The organism is Duganella sp. CF517, from assembly GCF_900110275.1.
GTDB lineage: Bacteria > Pseudomonadota > Gammaproteobacteria > Burkholderiales > Burkholderiaceae_D > Rugamonas.
The window spans coordinates 291,359-305,832 of the sequence record NZ_FODC01000006.1 but is presented as its reverse complement, the minus strand read 5'-3'; the positions used below and the strand labels follow the sequence as shown (position 1 = coordinate 305,832).

The 14,474-nt window shown below is 63.8% G+C and carries 18 protein-coding genes; all 18 read right to left on the bottom strand.

Annotated elements, in window-relative coordinates; translation table 11 throughout:
• Nucleotide 1: 1 nt before the first annotated feature.
• On the bottom strand, nt 2-766 hold the full coding sequence (hisF, locus tag BMX85_RS23515) for an imidazole glycerol phosphate synthase subunit HisF (protein WP_090324514.1): 765 nt from the start codon (nt 764-766) through the stop codon (nt 2-4).
• A 5-nt stretch (nt 767-771) separates the two neighbouring features.
• Nucleotides 772-1,560, bottom strand: a complete 789-nt coding sequence (gene hisA / locus BMX85_RS23510; RefSeq protein WP_090324511.1) for a 1-(5-phosphoribosyl)-5-[(5-phosphoribosylamino)methylideneamino]imidazole-4-carboxamide isomerase — start codon at nt 1,558-1,560, stop codon at nt 772-774.
• A 59-nt stretch (nt 1,561-1,619) separates the two neighbouring features.
• Nucleotides 1,620-2,258, bottom strand: coding sequence for an imidazole glycerol phosphate synthase subunit HisH (gene hisH, locus BMX85_RS23505; protein WP_090324509.1), 639 nt, complete (start codon nt 2,256-2,258; stop codon nt 1,620-1,622).
• A 25-nt stretch (nt 2,259-2,283) separates the two neighbouring features.
• On the bottom strand, nt 2,284-2,874 hold the full coding sequence (gene hisB / locus BMX85_RS23500) for an imidazoleglycerol-phosphate dehydratase HisB (protein WP_090324507.1): 591 nt from the start codon (nt 2,872-2,874) through the stop codon (nt 2,284-2,286).
• A 37-nt stretch (nt 2,875-2,911) separates the two neighbouring features.
• Entirely contained in the window at nt 2,912-4,015 is a 1,104-nt protein-coding gene (gene hisC, locus BMX85_RS23495; protein ID WP_090324504.1) for a histidinol-phosphate transaminase, read from the bottom strand.
• 13 nt (nt 4,016-4,028) lie between these two features.
• Entirely contained in the window at nt 4,029-4,898 is an 870-nt protein-coding gene (locus BMX85_RS23490; RefSeq protein WP_229210642.1) for a DNA-methyltransferase, read from the bottom strand.
• Entirely contained in the window at nt 4,895-6,220 is a 1,326-nt protein-coding gene (hisD, locus tag BMX85_RS23485) for a histidinol dehydrogenase (protein ID WP_090324502.1), read from the bottom strand. The genes BMX85_RS23490 and hisD overlap by 4 nt, the downstream gene beginning before the upstream one ends.
• A 25-nt stretch (nt 6,221-6,245) precedes the next feature.
• Complete coding sequence (gene hisG, locus BMX85_RS23480; protein ID WP_090324499.1) at nt 6,246-6,908, bottom strand: ATP phosphoribosyltransferase; 663 nt, start codon at nt 6,906-6,908, stop codon at nt 6,246-6,248.
• Nucleotides 6,909-6,910: 2 nt separating this feature from the next.
• Nucleotides 6,911-8,161, bottom strand: a complete 1,251-nt coding sequence (murA, locus tag BMX85_RS23475; RefSeq protein ID WP_090324497.1) for a UDP-N-acetylglucosamine 1-carboxyvinyltransferase — start codon at nt 8,159-8,161, stop codon at nt 6,911-6,913.
• Between the two features lie 2 nt (nt 8,162-8,163).
• A complete protein-coding gene (locus BMX85_RS23470; RefSeq protein ID WP_090324494.1) occupies nt 8,164-8,400 on the bottom strand; it encodes a BolA family protein in 237 nt (78 codons plus the stop codon).
• 30 nt (nt 8,401-8,430) lie between these two features.
• Nucleotides 8,431-9,198 carry an ABC transporter permease gene (locus BMX85_RS23465; RefSeq protein ID WP_090324491.1) on the bottom strand — a complete coding sequence of 256 codons (768 nt, stop codon included), beginning with the start codon at nt 9,196-9,198 and terminating at the stop codon, nt 8,431-8,433.
• A complete protein-coding gene (locus BMX85_RS23460) occupies nt 9,195-10,109 on the bottom strand; it encodes an ABC transporter ATP-binding protein (RefSeq protein ID WP_090324489.1) in 915 nt (304 codons plus the stop codon). The genes BMX85_RS23465 and BMX85_RS23460 overlap by 4 nt, the downstream gene beginning before the upstream one ends.
• Before the next feature lie 177 nt (nt 10,110-10,286).
• Entirely contained in the window at nt 10,287-10,631 is a 345-nt protein-coding gene (locus BMX85_RS23455) for an STAS domain-containing protein (RefSeq protein ID WP_090324486.1), read from the bottom strand.
• A 33-nt stretch (nt 10,632-10,664) separates the two neighbouring features.
• Nucleotides 10,665-11,306, bottom strand: a complete 642-nt coding sequence (locus BMX85_RS23450; protein WP_090324484.1) for an MlaC/ttg2D family ABC transporter substrate-binding protein — start codon at nt 11,304-11,306, stop codon at nt 10,665-10,667.
• Between the two features lie 30 nt (nt 11,307-11,336).
• A complete protein-coding gene (locus BMX85_RS23445; protein WP_090324481.1) occupies nt 11,337-12,221 on the bottom strand; it encodes an MlaA family lipoprotein in 885 nt (294 codons plus the stop codon).
• A complete protein-coding gene (gene mlaD / locus BMX85_RS23440) occupies nt 12,222-12,692 on the bottom strand; it encodes an outer membrane lipid asymmetry maintenance protein MlaD (protein WP_090324479.1) in 471 nt (156 codons plus the stop codon).
• A gap of 42 nt (nt 12,693-12,734) precedes the next feature.
• Nucleotides 12,735-13,520: a lipid asymmetry maintenance ABC transporter permease subunit MlaE gene (gene mlaE, locus BMX85_RS23435; protein WP_090324476.1), complete on the bottom strand. Its 786-nt coding sequence runs from the start codon at nt 13,518-13,520 to the stop codon at nt 12,735-12,737.
• On the bottom strand, nt 13,517-14,320 hold the full coding sequence (locus BMX85_RS23430) for an ABC transporter ATP-binding protein (protein WP_090324474.1): 804 nt from the start codon (nt 14,318-14,320) through the stop codon (nt 13,517-13,519). Before BMX85_RS23430 ends, mlaE begins: the two co-directional genes overlap by 4 nt.
• Between the last annotated feature and the right edge of the window lie 154 nt (nt 14,321-14,474).

The following is a 14,474-nucleotide window of genomic DNA, read 5'->3' as shown; positions in this document are numbered from 1 at the left end:
ATCAATTGGTCAGGCGCATCGGAATGCCCTGTTGTGCCATGAAACGCTTGGCTTCCTGCACCGTGTGGTGGCCGTAGTGGAAGATGCTGGCCGCCAGCACCGCGTCGGCCTTGCCCAGCTTGACGCCGTCGGCCAGGTCCTGCAGGCCGCCGACGCCGCCCGAGGCGATCACCGGGATGCCGATGGCGTCGGAGACGCCGCGCGTCAGGCCCAGGTCGAAGCCGGACTTGGTGCCGTCGCGGTCCATGCTGGTGAGCAGGATTTCGCCGGCGCCCAGTTGTTCCATCTTGACGGCCCATTCGATGGCGTCGAGGCCGGTGGCCTTGCGCCCGCCGTGGGTGAACACCTCCCACTTGCCGGGCGCGACCTGCTTGGCGTCGATCGCCACCACGATGCACTGCGAGCCGTGCTTTTGCGAGGCGTCGAACACCAGTTGCGGGTTGCTGACGGCCGACGAGTTCATGCTGACCTTGTCGGCGCCGGCGTTGAGCAGGCGGCGCACGTCGGCCACCTCGCGCACGCCGCCGCCGACCGTCAGCGGAATGAACACCTGCGAGGCCACGGCCTCGATGATGTGCAGGATCAGGCCGCGGTTGTCGCTGGTGGCGGTGATGTCGAGGAAGGTCAGTTCGTCGGCGCCCTGCTCGTCGTAGCGGCGGGCGATCTCGACCGGGTCGCCGGCGTCGCGCAGCTCGGTGAAGTTGACGCCTTTGACGACGCGGCCGTCGGTCACGTCGAGGCAGGGAATGATGCGTTTAGCGAGCATGAGCCTTATTCTTCCTCGTCGTCGATGAGGTCGCCGCTGAGCTCGTCGGCGCGCAACTGCGCCGAGGCCAGGTCGATCGTGCCCTCGTAGATCGAGCGGCCGCAGATGACGCCCTCGATGCCCTCGTCCTGCACCGCGCACAGCGCTTCGACGTCGGCCAGGTTGTGCAGGCCGCCGGAGGCGATGACCGGGATCTTGACCGCCTGCGCCAGCTTGACGGTGGCGTCGATGTTGACGCCGCCCATCATGCCGTCGCGGCCGATGTCGGTGTAGATGATCGCTTCGACGCCGTAGGCTTCGAATTTTTTCGCCAGGTCGATCACCTCGTGGCCCGACATCTTGCTCCAGCCGTCGGTGGCGACCTTGCCGTCCTTGGCGTCGAGGCCGACGATGATGTGGCCCGGGAAGGCGCCGCAGGCGTCGTGCAGGAAGCCCGGCTCCTTGACGGCGGCCGTGCCGATGATGACGTAGCTGATGCCGGCGTCCAGGTAGCGCTCGATGGTGTCGAGGTCGCGGATGCCGCCGCCCAGCTGGACCGGGATCTCGTCGAGGCCGTTTTCCTCGGCGTACTCCTGCACCACCTTCAGGATCGCCTTGACGGCGCCCTCGTTCTTCGGCTTGCCCGCGAAGGCGCCGTTCAGATCGACCAGATGCAGGCGGCGCGCGCCCTGCTTCAGCCAATGCAAAGCCATGTCGGCCGGATCTTCGGAAAATACGGTGGCGAGTTCCATATCGCCTTGTTTCAAGCGAACGCAGTGACCGTCTTTGAGGTCGATGGCAGGAATGAGCAGCATGATGGTTTCAGTGTGAGAAGGTGAAAGGGTTCGGGGTGACTAGCCAGGGCGCCAGGCGATCAGGGATTCCAGTGAACGAAGTTCTTGTACAACTGCAGTCCGGTCGCGGCGCTTTTCTCCGGATGGAACTGTGTGGCAAAAATATTATCACGGGCGACGGCGCAACTGAACGGCGCACCGTACACGGTCAGGCCGACGGTGTGCGCGTCCCGCTCCGGCCGGGCGTAGTAGCTGTGCACAAAATAGAAATAGCTGTTGTCGGCGATATCCTGCCACATAGGGTGGGACGCGTTTTGCCGGACTTGGTTCCAGCCCATCTGCGGCACCTTGAAGCGCGAGCCGTCCTCCTGCAGCTGGCCGTCGAGCTGGAAGCGCACCACCCTGCCCGGCAGCAGGCCCAGGCCGGCGGCGTCGCCCTCCTCGCTGCCGTCGAACAGCATCTGCTCGCCGATGCACACGCCCAGCAGCGGCTTGTTGCGCGCGGCCACCATCAGCGCCTCTTGCACGCCGGATTCGCGCAGGCTGCGCATGCAGTCCGGCATCGCGCCCTGGCCCGGCAGCACGATGCGGTCGGCGCTGTCGATATCGGCCACTTCGCCGGAAATGAGGACGTCGGCCTCGGGGGCGACGGCGCGCAGCGCTTGCGCGACCGAACGCAGATTACCCATCCCGTAATCAACTACGACAATTTTTTTCATAATGAGTGAGTGGTTCGCTCAGCCTTTACAGGCTGCCCTTGGTCGAAGGAATGGTGCCGGCGGCGCGCGGGTCCAGCTCGGACGCCATGCGCAGCGCGCGGCCGAAGGCTTTGAACACGGTTTCGCACTGGTGGTGCGCGTTGGTGCCGCGCAGGTTGTCGATGTGCAAGGTCACCAGCGCGTGGTTGACGAAGCCGCGGAAAAATTCCAGCGTCAGGTCGACGTCGAAGGTGCCGATCATCGCGCGCGTGAACGGAATATGGTATTCGATGCCTGGACGGCCGGAGAAATCGAGCACCACGCGCGACAGCGCCTCGTCCAGCGGCACGTACGAGTGGCCGTAGCGGACGATGCCCTTGCGGTCGCCGATGGCCTTGGCCACGGCCATGCCCAAGGTGATGCCGACGTCTTCGACCGTGTGGTGGTTGTCGATGTGGATGTCGCCGGTGGCTTCGACGTCGAGGTCGAACAGGCCGTGGCGCGCGATCTGGTCCAGCATGTGGTCGAGGAAGGGCACGCCGGTGTTCAGCTTTTGCTTGCCGGTGCCGTCGAGATTGATGGAAACGCGGACCTGCGTCTCGTTGGTGTTGCGGATGATTTCTGCGGTGCGGTTCATGAAGGGCTCGGTGGCGGATAATTTAAGCTGCCAGCGTTTAAGCTGCAAGCGACGCGAGGGATGCCGACAGCGCATCCAGGAAGGCGGCATTCTCTTCCGGTGTGCTGACCGTGACACGTAGACAATTGGCCATCACGGTATCCATTTTACTCATATTTTTAATTAATACCTTGTGGGACAGTAGTTTCGCATAGGCATCATCGGCATTCGGCACCCGAATCAAGATAAAATTCGCCGCCGACGGGAACACCTCGACCCCCGGCAGGGCGGCCAGCGCGGCCATCAGATCGGTCCGTGCGGCGCGCAACGCGGCCGCCTGCTGGTTCAGCACCTCCAGATGGTCGAGCGCGAATTCGGCCGCCGTCTGCGTCAGCACGTTGATGTTGTAAGGAGGCCGCACTTTGTCGAATTGCGCCAGCAATTTCGGCGCGGCCGACATGTAGCCGAGGCGGATGCCGGCCAGGCCGAGCTTGGACACCGTGCGCATGACGATCAGGTTGTCGAACTCCGGCAAGCGGTGCATGAAGGTTTGCTGGGCGAACGGCTCGTAGGCCTCGTCGACCACCGCCAGGCCGAAACCGTCCAGCGCCTTGATGATGGCGACGATATCGTCGTCCGAGAACAGGTTGCCGGTGGGGTTGTTCGGGTAGGACAGGAACACCAGCGCCGGCTTGTGCTTTTCGATCGCCGCCAGCATGGCCGGCATGTCGAGCGTCAGGTCGGCCTTGACCGACACGCCGACATAATCCATGCCGGCGAATTTGGTCGAGCGCGAATACATGACGAACGACGGCGTCGGCGAGATGGCGACGGCGCGGCGGTCCTGGTGGGCGCAGGCCATGCACAGGATCGAAATGAGCTCGTCGGAGCCGTTGCCCAGCATGACATCGTAGCCGGCCGGGATGCCCAGCTTGGCGCGGATGCGCTCCTTGGTGCTCTCGTAGGAGGCCACCGGGTAGCGGTTCAGCGTGACGTCGGCCAGGCGCTGCGCCAGTTCGCGCGTCAGATGCTCCGGCAGGTGGTAAGGGTTCTCCATCGCATCCAGCTTGATAAAACCGCTCGCGTCGGCGACATGGTAGCCATTGACGGCGCGCACATCGGAACGGATGGTGGTGTCGATCAGGGTGTCGATGGAAGACATCTTGCGTGGGCTCCTAGGTGGTGGCGGTGCGTTTGACCGCGGGTTTTTTACTGCTACGGGGGACGGGCTTCTTCTTTTCGGGCGGTGGGGGCAAGTCCGCCGCCGCGAGTCGTTCGGCGATGATGGCGCAATAATCGGGATTGAGCTCGAAGCCGACGAAATTGCGTCCGCAACGCTTGGCGGCGATCGCCGTCGTGCCGCTGCCCATGAACAGGTCCAGCACCACGCCGTCGGCCGGGCACGAGGCCTTGACCATGCGCTCGATGATCTCGAGCGGCTTTTGGGTCGGATGGTCGGCGCGCTCGGGATGCTCCCGGTGCAGACGCGACACGCTCCACAAATCCTTGGGGTTGTAGCCCACTTCCAGCCATTTGGCGCCGACGAAGATCGAACGCGATCGCGCCTTCTTGGTCTCGGCGTCGTACGGGATGCGCACCGCGTCCAGGTCGAAGTAATAATCCTTGCGGCGCACGAAAAAGCCGATGGTGTCGTGCACCGACGAATAACTGCGCACGCTGCCGCCCATCGACGGCACCCGGCGGTCCCAGATAATCTCGTTCATCATCGTCATGCGCTTTTTCAGCAGCACGAAGATCTCCGGCGAAAAGCGCCAGGTCAGGAAGATATACAGGCTGCCGTTGGGTTTGAGCTTGGGCAGCGCGGCGTCGATCCATTGCTCGGTCCAGCGCAGGTACTCCTCCACCGTCTGCGAATCGGAATCGTTGCCGTAGTCCTTGCCCAGGTTATAGGGCGGATCGGTCAGGATCAAATCGACGGCGCCGTCCGGGATGCGCGCCAGGCCGGCCAGCGCATCCTCGCAGAAGACCTGGTTGATCCAGGGTGCTTGTTTCTCCCTGTCGTCCATGGCCACGGCCACGGTCATTGCGGCGTCTTCAAACGCAGTTCGGCGCTGCGGGCGTGCGCTTGCAAGCCTTCGCCGTAGGCCAGTTCGGCCGCGACCTTGCCCAGGGTTTGCGCGCCCGCTTCGCTGACCATGATCACGGACGAGCGCTTCTGGAAATCGTACACGCCCAGCGGCGACGAGAAGCGCGCGGTGCGCGACGTCGGCAGCACGTGGTTCGGACCGCAGCAATAGTCGCCCAGCGACTCGGACGAGAAGCGGCCCAGGAACATGGCGCCGGCGTGGCGGATCTTGTCGGCCCACTGCTGCGGATTCTCGGCCGAGATTTCCAGGTGCTCGGCGGCGATCGAATTGGCGATGGCGCAGGCCTCGTCCATGTCGCGCACCTTGACCAGCGCGCCGCGATCGGTCAGCGAGGTGCGGATGGTTTCGTGGCGCGGCATCGTCGGCAGCAGCTTGTTGATGCTCGCTTCCACGCGGGCGATGTAGTCGGCGTCGGGGCACAGAAGGATGGCCTGCGCCAGCTCGTCGTGCTCGGCCTGCGAGAACAGGTCCATCGCCACCCAGTCGGGATCGGTGCTGCCGTCGCAAATGATCAGGATTTCGGACGGGCCGGCGATCATGTCGATGCCGACGATGCCGAACACGCGGCGCTTGGCGGCGGCCACGTAGGCGTTGCCGGGACCGACGATCTTGTCGACCGGTTGTATCGTCTCCGTGCCGTGGGCCAGCGCGCCGACCGCCTGCGCGCCGCCGATGGTGATCACGCGGGTGACGCCGGCGATGGCGGCGGCGGCCAGCACCATCTGGTTCTTCACGCCGTCCGGGGTGGGCACCACCATGATGATTTCTTCGACGCCGGCCACGTGCGCCGGGATCGCGTTCATCAGCACCGACGACGGATAGGCGGCCTTGCCGCCGGGGACGTAGATGCCGACGCGGTCGAGCGGGGTGATTTTCTGGCCCAGCATTGTGCCATCGGGCTCGGTGTAGGTGAAGCCTTGCAGCTCCTGCTTCTGGCGCTCGTGGAACACGCGGATGCGCTGCGCGGCCACTTGCAGCGCCTCGCGCTGCGCGGCCGGAATCGCGGCCAGCGCGGCCTGCAGTTCGCTTTCCGGAATATCGAAGGCGGCCATGCCGGCGGCGCCGCCGTCGGGGATGCGGTCGAAGCGGTTGGTGTATTCCAGCACCGCGGCGTCGCCGCGCGCCTTGACGTCGGCCAGGATGCCGGCCACGGCGCGCTCGATGGCGTCGTCGGTGCCCGCTTCAAACGCCAGCAGCGTGTCCAGTGACTTTTTGAAATCGGCTTGGGTGGAATCGAGCTTGGTGATTTGAATCGGCATGATGGAATCCGTGGTTACAGCTTGTTTATAACTTCGAGGCGCGCTCGAACGCTTCGATGATCGGTTGCAGACGCTCGCGCTTGAGCTTCAACGCGGCCTGGTTGACGATCAGGCGCGACGAGATGTCCATGATGGCCTCGACTTCGACCAGGTCGTTGGCGCGCAGCGTGTTGCCGGTGCTGACCACGTCGACGATGGCGTCGGACAGGCCGACCAGCGGCGCCAGCTCCATCGAGCCGTAAAGCTTGATCAGGTCGACGTGCACGCCCTTCTTGGCGAAGTGCTCGCGCGCGGTCTGCACGAACTTGGTGGCCACGCGCAGGCGCGCGCCCTGGCGCACGGCGGTCTCGTAATCGAAGCCGTTCTTGACCGCGACCGACATGCGGCAGGCCGCGATGTTCAAGTCGATCGGCTGGTACAAACCCTCGCCGCCGTGCTCCAGCAGCACGTCCTTGCCGGCCACGCCGAAGTCCGCCGCGCCATGCTGCACGTAGGTCGGCACGTCGCTGGCGCGCACGATGATGACGCGCACGTCCGGATCGTTGGTCGACAGGATCAGCTTGCGCGAGGTCTCCGGGTTCTCGGTGACGGTGATGCCTGCCGCTTCCAGCAGCGGCAAGGTGTCCTCGAAAATACGTCCCTTCGACAGCGCCAGGATCAGCTGCGAATTTGCTTGAAATGCGCTCATGTTTACTTGATCCGTTTGATATTGGCGCCGACGGCGGACAGCTTCACTTCCATCTGGTCGTAGCCGCGGTCGAGGTGGTAGATGCGGTCGATCAAGGTCTCGCCGCGCGCGGCCAGCGCCGCGATCACCAGCGAGGCCGACGCGCGCAGGTCGGTCGCCATCACCGGCGCGCCGACCAGCTGCGCGACGCCCTTGATGTGGGCCGTGTTGCCGTCGGTCTCGATGGACGCGCCCAGGCGGTTCATCTCCTGCACGTGCATGAAGCGGTTCTCGAAAATCGTCTCGGTCACGCGGCTGGGGCCGGAGGCGATGGTGTTGACCGCCATGAACTGCGCCTGCATGTCGGTCGGGAAGCCGGGATATTCGGTGGTGCGGAAAGTCACAGGCTCCGGGCGCTGGTCCATCTGCGCGCGGATCCAGTCGTCGCCGATGGTCATCTTCAGGCCCACTTCGCGCAGCTTGTCGAGCGCCGCGTCCATGATGTCGACGCGGGTGTTGCGGATCGTGATGTCGCCGCCGGTGGCCGCGACGGCGCACAGGAAGGTCGCCGCCTCGATGCGGTCGGAGATGACGGCGTGCTTGGCGCCGTGCAGGGACTCGACGCCCTGGATCACCAGGCGGTCGGTGCCGATGCCTTCGATCTTGGCGCCCATGGCCACCAGCAGGTTGGCCAGGTCGGTCACTTCCGGCTCGCGCGCGGCGTTTTCCAGGATCGTCTCGCCTTCGGCCAGCGTCGCGGCCATCAGCAGGTTCTCGGTGCCGGTCACGGTGATCATGTCGGTGACGATGCGCGCGCCCTTGAGCTTCGCGCACTTGGCGTAGATGTAGCCGGCGTCGATGGTGATCTCGGCGCCCAGCGCCTGCAGACCCTTGATGTGCTGGTCGACCGGGCGCGAGCCGATGGCGCAGCCGCCCGGCAGCGACACCTTGGCTTCGCCGAAGCGCGCCAGCAACGGGCCGAGCACCAGGATCGAGGCGCGCATGGTTTTCACCAGCTCATACGGCGCTTCGAGCTTGTCGACGTTGGCGCCGTTCAGCGTGACGGCGTCGCCGTCCTGCTTGACCTGCAGGCCGGTTTCCTTGAGCAGCTTGAGCATGGTGGCGACATCGTGCAGGTGCGGCACGTTGGTCAGTTCCAGATCGCCGGCGGTCAGCAGGCCCGCGCACAGGATGGGCAGCGCCGCGTTCTTGGCGCCGGAGATGTTGATGTCGCCGTGCAGGCGGTTGCCGCCTTGGATGAGGAGCTTGTCCATGCTTATCCTTTGTATTCTTCAGGGGTGAGGGTTTTCATCGACAGCGCGTGGATCTCTTCGCGCATGCGGTCGCCCAGCGCGGCGTAAACGATCTGGTGGCGCTGGATCGGACGCTTGCCCGCGAACGCCGGCGAGACGATGACGGCCTGGAAGTGCTGGCCGTCGCCCTCCACTTCGAGGTGGGTGCATTCGAGACCGGCCGAGATGTAGCCGTGGATCAGTTCTGGAGTGGTGGTCATGATGAATCCTTAAATAATAATGGCGCCGCTTTAGTGACGTAACCTGTATCCGCTGCGCAGCAGACGAATCGCGGCCAGCGACAGCACCACCAGGAAGCCGGAGACGATGGCAAGGCTGGTCCATGGATTGGTGTCGGACTGCCCGAAGAAACCGTAGCGGAAGCCGTCGATCATGTAGAAGAACGGGTTCAGGTGCGACACCGTTAGCCAGAACGGCGGCAGCGAGTGGATCGAGTAGAACACGCCCGACAGGAACGTCAGCGGCATGATCAGGAAGTTCTGGAACGCGGCCAGCTGGTCGAACTTCTCGGCCCAGATGCCGGCGATCAGGCCCATGGTGCCGAGGATGGCGGCGCCCAGCAGCGCGAACACGATGATCCACAGCGGCGCGGTGAACGACATGTGGGCGAAATAGGCGGTGGCGGCGAACACGCCCAGGCCGACCGCGATACCGCGCACCATCGCCGCCAGCACGTAGGCTGAGAAGATCTCCCAGTGCGACAGGGGCGTGAGCAGCACGAACACCAGGTTGCCGGTGATCTTGGACTGGATCAGCGACGACGACGAGTTGGCGAAGGCGTTCTGCAGAACGCTCATCATCACCAGGCCGGGGATCAGGAACGAGGTGTAGCTGACGCCCTCATACACCTGCACCCGGCCTTCGAGCACGTGGCCGAAGATCAGCAGGTACAGCATGGCCGTCAGGATCGGCGCGGCGACGGTCTGCGTGGCGACTTTCCAGAAGCGCAGCGTCTCTTTATAGACCAGGGTGCGGAAACCGCTCGAGATGAAGTTCATACGGTCCCCTTGTCCATGATCTGCAGGAAGATGTCTTCCAGGTCGGCCTGTTGCAGCTGCATGTCGTCGATGACGGCGCCCGATTCGCGCAGGCGCGCCAGGATGGCCTCGACCTCCGAATACTCGTTGATGCGCAGGCTGTATTTGCGACCGTGGTCCGACGCTTCCGGGTGCGTGACCAGATGCTGCAAATCGGCCGGCAGCTCGCCCCGCACCATGTTGACGATCAGCTGCGAGCCGGAGATGCGGCGGATCAGCGCCGCCATCGTGTCGAGCGCGACGACCTTGCCGCTTTTGAGCATGGCCACGCGCTTGCACATGGCTTGCGCCTCTTCCAGGTAGTGGGTGGTCAGCACCACGGTGTGGCCTTCGCGGTTCAGGCGCGAGATGAACTTCCACAGGGTCTGGCGCAGTTCGACGTCGACGCCGGCGGTCGGCTCGTCGAGCACGATGACCGGCGGCTTGTGCACCAGCGCCTGCGCCACCAGCACGCGGCGCTTCATGCCGCCCGACAGCGCGCGCATGTTGGTGTCGGCCTTGTTGGTCAGGTCGAGGTTGTGCATCACCTCGTCGATCCAGGCGTCGTTGTTCGGCAGGCCGAAGTAGCCGGACTGCAGGCGCAAGGTTTCGCGCACCGTGAAGAAGGGATCGAACACCAGCTCCTGCGGCACCACGCCCAGCTTGCGGCGCGCCTCGCGGAAGTCGCCGGTGACGTCGTGGCCGTGGATCGAGACCTTGCCGGCGTCGGGCCGGATCAACCCGGCGATGATGGAGATCAGGGTGGTCTTGCCGGCGCCGTTGGGGCCCAGCAGGCCAAAGAACTCTCCCTCTTCGATCGAGAGGGAGACGCCGCCCAGTGCCTGGAGCGACTTGTAGCGCTTCTCGACATTCGTTATTTGGATCGCTGTCATGCTTGACTTATCGGTTGTGTGCGGCGGCGTGGGCCGGCGCGGAATGGAGCGGAAGGTAAAACCAGGGCGCCACGGCTCTTAGGCGGTGGCAACGTTCAATTATATTGGAAATCTGGTTCGGCAGAGCCGGAAGGGCATTTACCGGGGGGTGCTACAGGCGGCGGGGTGGGGCGGGGGTCAATGATGGTGGTGCAGGTCGGCAGGCGCGTCGGCCTGGCCGGCGCAAGCTTGCGCGGGGTCGCTTTGTTCGGGGAAGACCAGCGCGCACACGCCGTACAGCTTGGTTAAGCTTTGCAGCGCCGGCGGCAGGTTCTTCAGTTCCAGCTTGACGCCGGCCTCGCTGGCGGCGCGTTGCCACGCCAGCAAGACCGACACGGCCACCGAATCGACCGTCAACACGTGGCGCAGATCGAACACCGTCTGGCCGGCCTTGATGGCGGCCAGGCCACGCTCCAGCGCCGCGGTGGCGTTGAGCACGGTCAGGGACGTGAGCGATTGCAGGTTGTCGGTCGGTTCGGACATGGTCGTTATCTTAGTATAAACGTCGCGGAAACGTTATTTTGCCGTAGTTTTCAAAGGTTTGCTGGCCAGCGACTGGTTTTTCGCGGTCAGGGTCTTGATCAGGCCGTCGATACCGCCCTTGCTGATCTCCGACGCGAACGTGCCCTTGTAGGTCTCGACCAACCAGGCGCCCATGACGTTGATGTCATAGATCTTCCAGCCGGCGGCGGCCTTGGCCACGCGGTAGTTCAGCGTGATCGGCTCGCCACGGGTCATGTTGACCTTCGAGCGCACTTCCACTTCGGTGTCGGACGGGTCGGCGCGCAGCGGCTGGAAGTCCACGGTTTCGTTCTTGATCTGCGACAGCGCGCCCGAGTAGGTGTAGATCAGCAGCGTGCGGAACTGTTCCGACAGCTGCTTTTTCTGCTCGGGGGTGGCGTCGCGCCAGAAACGGCCGGCCGCCAAGGAGGTCATGCGGTCCGAATCGACGAACGGCAAGATCTTGGTCTCGACCAGCTGCATGACTTTCTTGGTGTCGCCGGCCTGGATCGCCTTGTCGGACTTGGCGGTCTCGATGACGTCCTGGCTGATGCGCTTGACCAGCGCGTCCGGCGCTTCGTTGGCGGGACCGGCGGCGTGGGCGTTGAAGGCCAGCGAGACGGTGGCGATGGCTAACAGCTGTTTAAATAATTTCATCTTTTATCTACCTATGTGGGTTCTTCGGGGTCACAGGCTGGCGTCGCTCGCAGCCGGCGTACCGGAGTTTAACTCCTTGGGTGCCGATTCGGATGACACACCCGAGGATTTTTCCGCAGGTTTCGCGTCGGTCGGGCCTTGCGGCGTCACCGGCGCGGCCGGGGCGGCGTCGGGTTTGGCCGCAGGCGCGCCCTCGTCGGCTGGCTCCTGCTTCTTGGAACTATCCGGGTTGCCGTCCGGGTGGATCTGGCTCTCGCGGCGCTGCATGTAGCCGTCGCGGATGAACTCGTAGCGGTCCAGCGCGGCGTCTTCCAGCATGCTGGTGGCGTCGAGCAGGCTGGCGCGGGTATCGACCAGGTTGACGCCGGTGCCGATGTTACGCACGTGGACCGGGTCCTTGTAGCGCCAGATGTTGCCGGCGAAGTCGGCCGGCAGCGCCACCGTGTCGCGCACCGTCGACGGGCCCAGCAGCGGCAGCATCAGGTACGGACCGGAGGCCACGCCCCAGGTGCCCAGGGTCTGGCCGAAGTCTTCCTTGTGCTTTTGCAGGCCGGCCTCGGAGGCGATGTCGAACAGGCCCAGGATACCCAGCGTCGAGTTCAGCGCGAAGCGGGTGACGTCGGTCATGCCGGCCTCGCCCTTGCCTTGCAGCAGGTTGTTGACGGCGGTCCAGGCGTCGCCCAGGTTGCCGAAGAAGTTGCCCACGCCGGTCTGCACGAACGATGGGGTAACGTCGCGGTACACGGTCGCAACGGGCTTCAACGCGTAGGTGTCGACCGTGTCGTTGAACGAGAACACGGCGCGGTTGTAGCTCTCGTACGGATCGCGCGGGTTGGGACCGGCGCAGCCGGCCAGCATCAAGGTGACGCCCAGCGCCAGCGCGGCCTGGCGGAAGTGTTTCGGGGTGCTAGACATTTATTCTTCCTTTTTTCCTTCAGCGGCCTTGCTGTAGATGAACTGATTGATCAGGTCCTCCAGCACGGCGGCCGATTGGGTTCGTGCGATTTTGTCACCGGCGGCCAAATTGTTGGTGTCGCCGCCGGCCTCGATGCCTACGTATTGCTCGCCCAGCAGACCGGCCGTCAGAATCTTGGCGGAACTGTCCTTAGGGAATTTATAACCTTCTTCCATATTCAAGGTTACCAGCGCCTGGTAACTCTTGTCATCAAACTTGATCTCGCCGACGCGGCCGATGACCACGCCCGACGCTTTCACCGCCGCCTGCGGACGCAGGCTGCCGATGTTGTCGAACTTGGCCGTGATCGGGTACGTTTTGCCAAAGGACATGGAACCCATGTTGCCGGCCTTCAACGCCAAGAACATCAGCGCGGCCACGCCGATGACGATGAACAGACCGACCCAGACATCCAGTGATTTACGTTGCATAGCTATCCTCGCGTAATACTACTAAGTATTCTTTAATTTGTGTTATTTGCTGAACATCAAAGCGGTCAGCATGAAATCGAGCCACCAGATCATCAGCGATGAGATCACGACCGTGCGGGTGGTGGCGCGCGCCACGTCTTCCGGCGTCGGCTGGGTCTGATAACCCTGGTACAGCGCGATGAAGGTGATGGCGATACCGAACACCACGCTCTTGACGAAGCCGTTGAAGATGTCTTTCCAGACATCGACGCCGCCCTGCATCTGCGACCAGAAGGCGCCCTCGTCGACGCCGATCAACTGCACGCCGACCAGATAGCCGCCGAGCACGCCGACGGCGCTGAACACCGACGCCAGCAGCGGCACGGCGATCACGCCGGCCCAGAAACGGGGCGCCAGCACGCGCTGGATCGGGTTGACGGCCATCATCTCCATCGCCGACAACTGCTCGCCGGCCTTCATCAGGCCGATTTCCGCCGTCAGCGAGGTGCCGGCGCGGCCGGCGAACAGCAGCGCGGTGATGACCGGGCCCAGTTCGCGCGTCAGGCCCAGCGCCACCAGCAGGCCGAGCGACTGCTCGGCGCCGTATTTATTCAGTGTGTAATATCCTTGCAGGCCCAGCACCATGCCGACGAACAGGCCGGACAGGGTGATGATCAGCATCGAATAATTGCCGATGAAGTGCAGCTGCTCGATCAGCAGGCGCGGGCGGCGCAGCAGGCCGGGGGACAGGCGCACCATGTTGAGGAACAGGCGCGCGCCGTAGCCGATGCTTTCGATGTAGTCGCGCAGCGGCGCGCCCAGCTGGGACAACCAATTTCTTACTGTCATGCTTTTCCCCCCAGGCCCAGATCATCGGCCAGGGACTTGCCTGGATAGTGGAACGGCACCGGGCCGTCCGCTTCGGCGTTGACGAACTGGTGCACGTACGGATCGGTCGACACCATCATGTCGGCCGGCGTGCCGTGCGCGACGATCTTGCCCTGCGACAGGAAGTAGACATAGTCGGCGATGGCGAAGCATTCCTTGACGTCGTGCGACACCAGCACCGTGGTCGAGCCGAGCGCGGTGTTGAGGTTGCGGATCAGGTTGGCGGTGACGCCCATCGAGATCGGGTCGAGGCCGGCGAACGGCTCGTCGTACAGGATCAGCTCGGGGTCGAGCGCGATCGAGCGCGCCAGCGCGACGCGGCGCGCCATGCCGCCGGAGATCTCGGCCGGTTTCAATTTGGCGGCGTTGCGCAGTCCGACCGCGTGCAGCTTCATCAGCACCAGGTTGCGGATCAGCTCTTCGGGCAGATCGGTATGCTCGCGCAGCGGGAAGGCAACGTTTTCAAAGACGGTGAGGTCGGTGAATAGCGCGCCATGCTGGAACAGCATGCCCATTTTGCGCCGCAGCAGATACAAGCCGGCGGTATTCAACTTGTGCACAACCTGGCCCTGGACTTTCACCTGGCCTTTTTGCGGGCGGATCTGGCCGCCGATCAGTCGCAATACCGTCGTCTTGCCGCTGCCCGAACCGCCCATCACTGCGATCACTTTCCCGCGCGGGAAATCCATCTGGAGGCCCGACAGGATCGAGCGCTTTCCATAGGAAAAGTGTAAATCACTGATTTCGACAAGATTAGGCACGACTGAACTCATTATTTTTAATGCCGTATTGTAGTGCAGAAAGGTTAATCTCTGCTGGAGACGGCCTGATTCCGGGCCGTTGGCGCTATGGTGCGTGGCAGATAATACAACACTACTGAATCTCAAGTCAGCAATTTACACGAGGCATGAAATG

Excerpts from the sequence above, each read along its gene's own strand:
- hisF (WP_090324514.1), bottom strand. The coding sequence starts at position 766 with ATGCTCGCTAAACGCATCATTCCCTGCCTCGACGTGACCGACGGCCGC.
- hisA (WP_090324511.1), bottom strand. The coding sequence starts at position 1,560 with ATGCTGCTCATTCCTGCCATCGACCTCAAAGACGGTCACTGCGTTCGC.
- hisH (WP_090324509.1), bottom strand. The coding sequence starts at position 2,258 with ATGAAAAAAATTGTCGTAGTTGATTACGGGATGGGTAATCTGCGTTCG.
- hisB (WP_090324507.1), bottom strand. The coding sequence starts at position 2,874 with ATGAACCGCACCGCAGAAATCATCCGCAACACCAACGAGACGCAGGTC.
- hisC (WP_090324504.1), bottom strand. The coding sequence starts at position 4,015 with ATGTCTTCCATCGACACCCTGATCGACACCACCATCCGTTCCGATGTG.
- BMX85_RS23490 (WP_229210642.1), bottom strand. The coding sequence starts at position 4,898 with ATGACCGTGGCCGTGGCCATGGACGACAGGGAGAAACAAGCACCCTGG.
- hisD (WP_090324502.1), bottom strand. The coding sequence starts at position 6,220 with ATGCCGATTCAAATCACCAAGCTCGATTCCACCCAAGCCGATTTCAAA.
- hisG (WP_090324499.1), bottom strand. The coding sequence starts at position 6,908 with ATGAGCGCATTTCAAGCAAATTCGCAGCTGATCCTGGCGCTGTCGAAG.
- murA (WP_090324497.1), bottom strand. The coding sequence starts at position 8,161 with ATGGACAAGCTCCTCATCCAAGGCGGCAACCGCCTGCACGGCGACATC.
- BMX85_RS23470 (WP_090324494.1), bottom strand. The coding sequence starts at position 8,400 with ATGACCACCACTCCAGAACTGATCCACGGCTACATCTCGGCCGGTCTC.
- BMX85_RS23465 (WP_090324491.1), bottom strand. The coding sequence starts at position 9,198 with ATGAACTTCATCTCGAGCGGTTTCCGCACCCTGGTCTATAAAGAGACG.
- BMX85_RS23460 (WP_090324489.1), bottom strand. The coding sequence starts at position 10,109 with ATGACAGCGATCCAAATAACGAATGTCGAGAAGCGCTACAAGTCGCTC.
- BMX85_RS23455 (WP_090324486.1), bottom strand. The coding sequence starts at position 10,631 with ATGTCCGAACCGACCGACAACCTGCAATCGCTCACGTCCCTGACCGTG.
- BMX85_RS23450 (WP_090324484.1), bottom strand. The coding sequence starts at position 11,306 with ATGAAATTATTTAAACAGCTGTTAGCCATCGCCACCGTCTCGCTGGCC.
- BMX85_RS23445 (WP_090324481.1), bottom strand. The coding sequence starts at position 12,221 with ATGTCTAGCACCCCGAAACACTTCCGCCAGGCCGCGCTGGCGCTGGGC.
- mlaD (WP_090324479.1), bottom strand. The coding sequence starts at position 12,692 with ATGCAACGTAAATCACTGGATGTCTGGGTCGGTCTGTTCATCGTCATC.
- mlaE (WP_090324476.1), bottom strand. The coding sequence starts at position 13,520 with ATGACAGTAAGAAATTGGTTGTCCCAGCTGGGCGCGCCGCTGCGCGAC.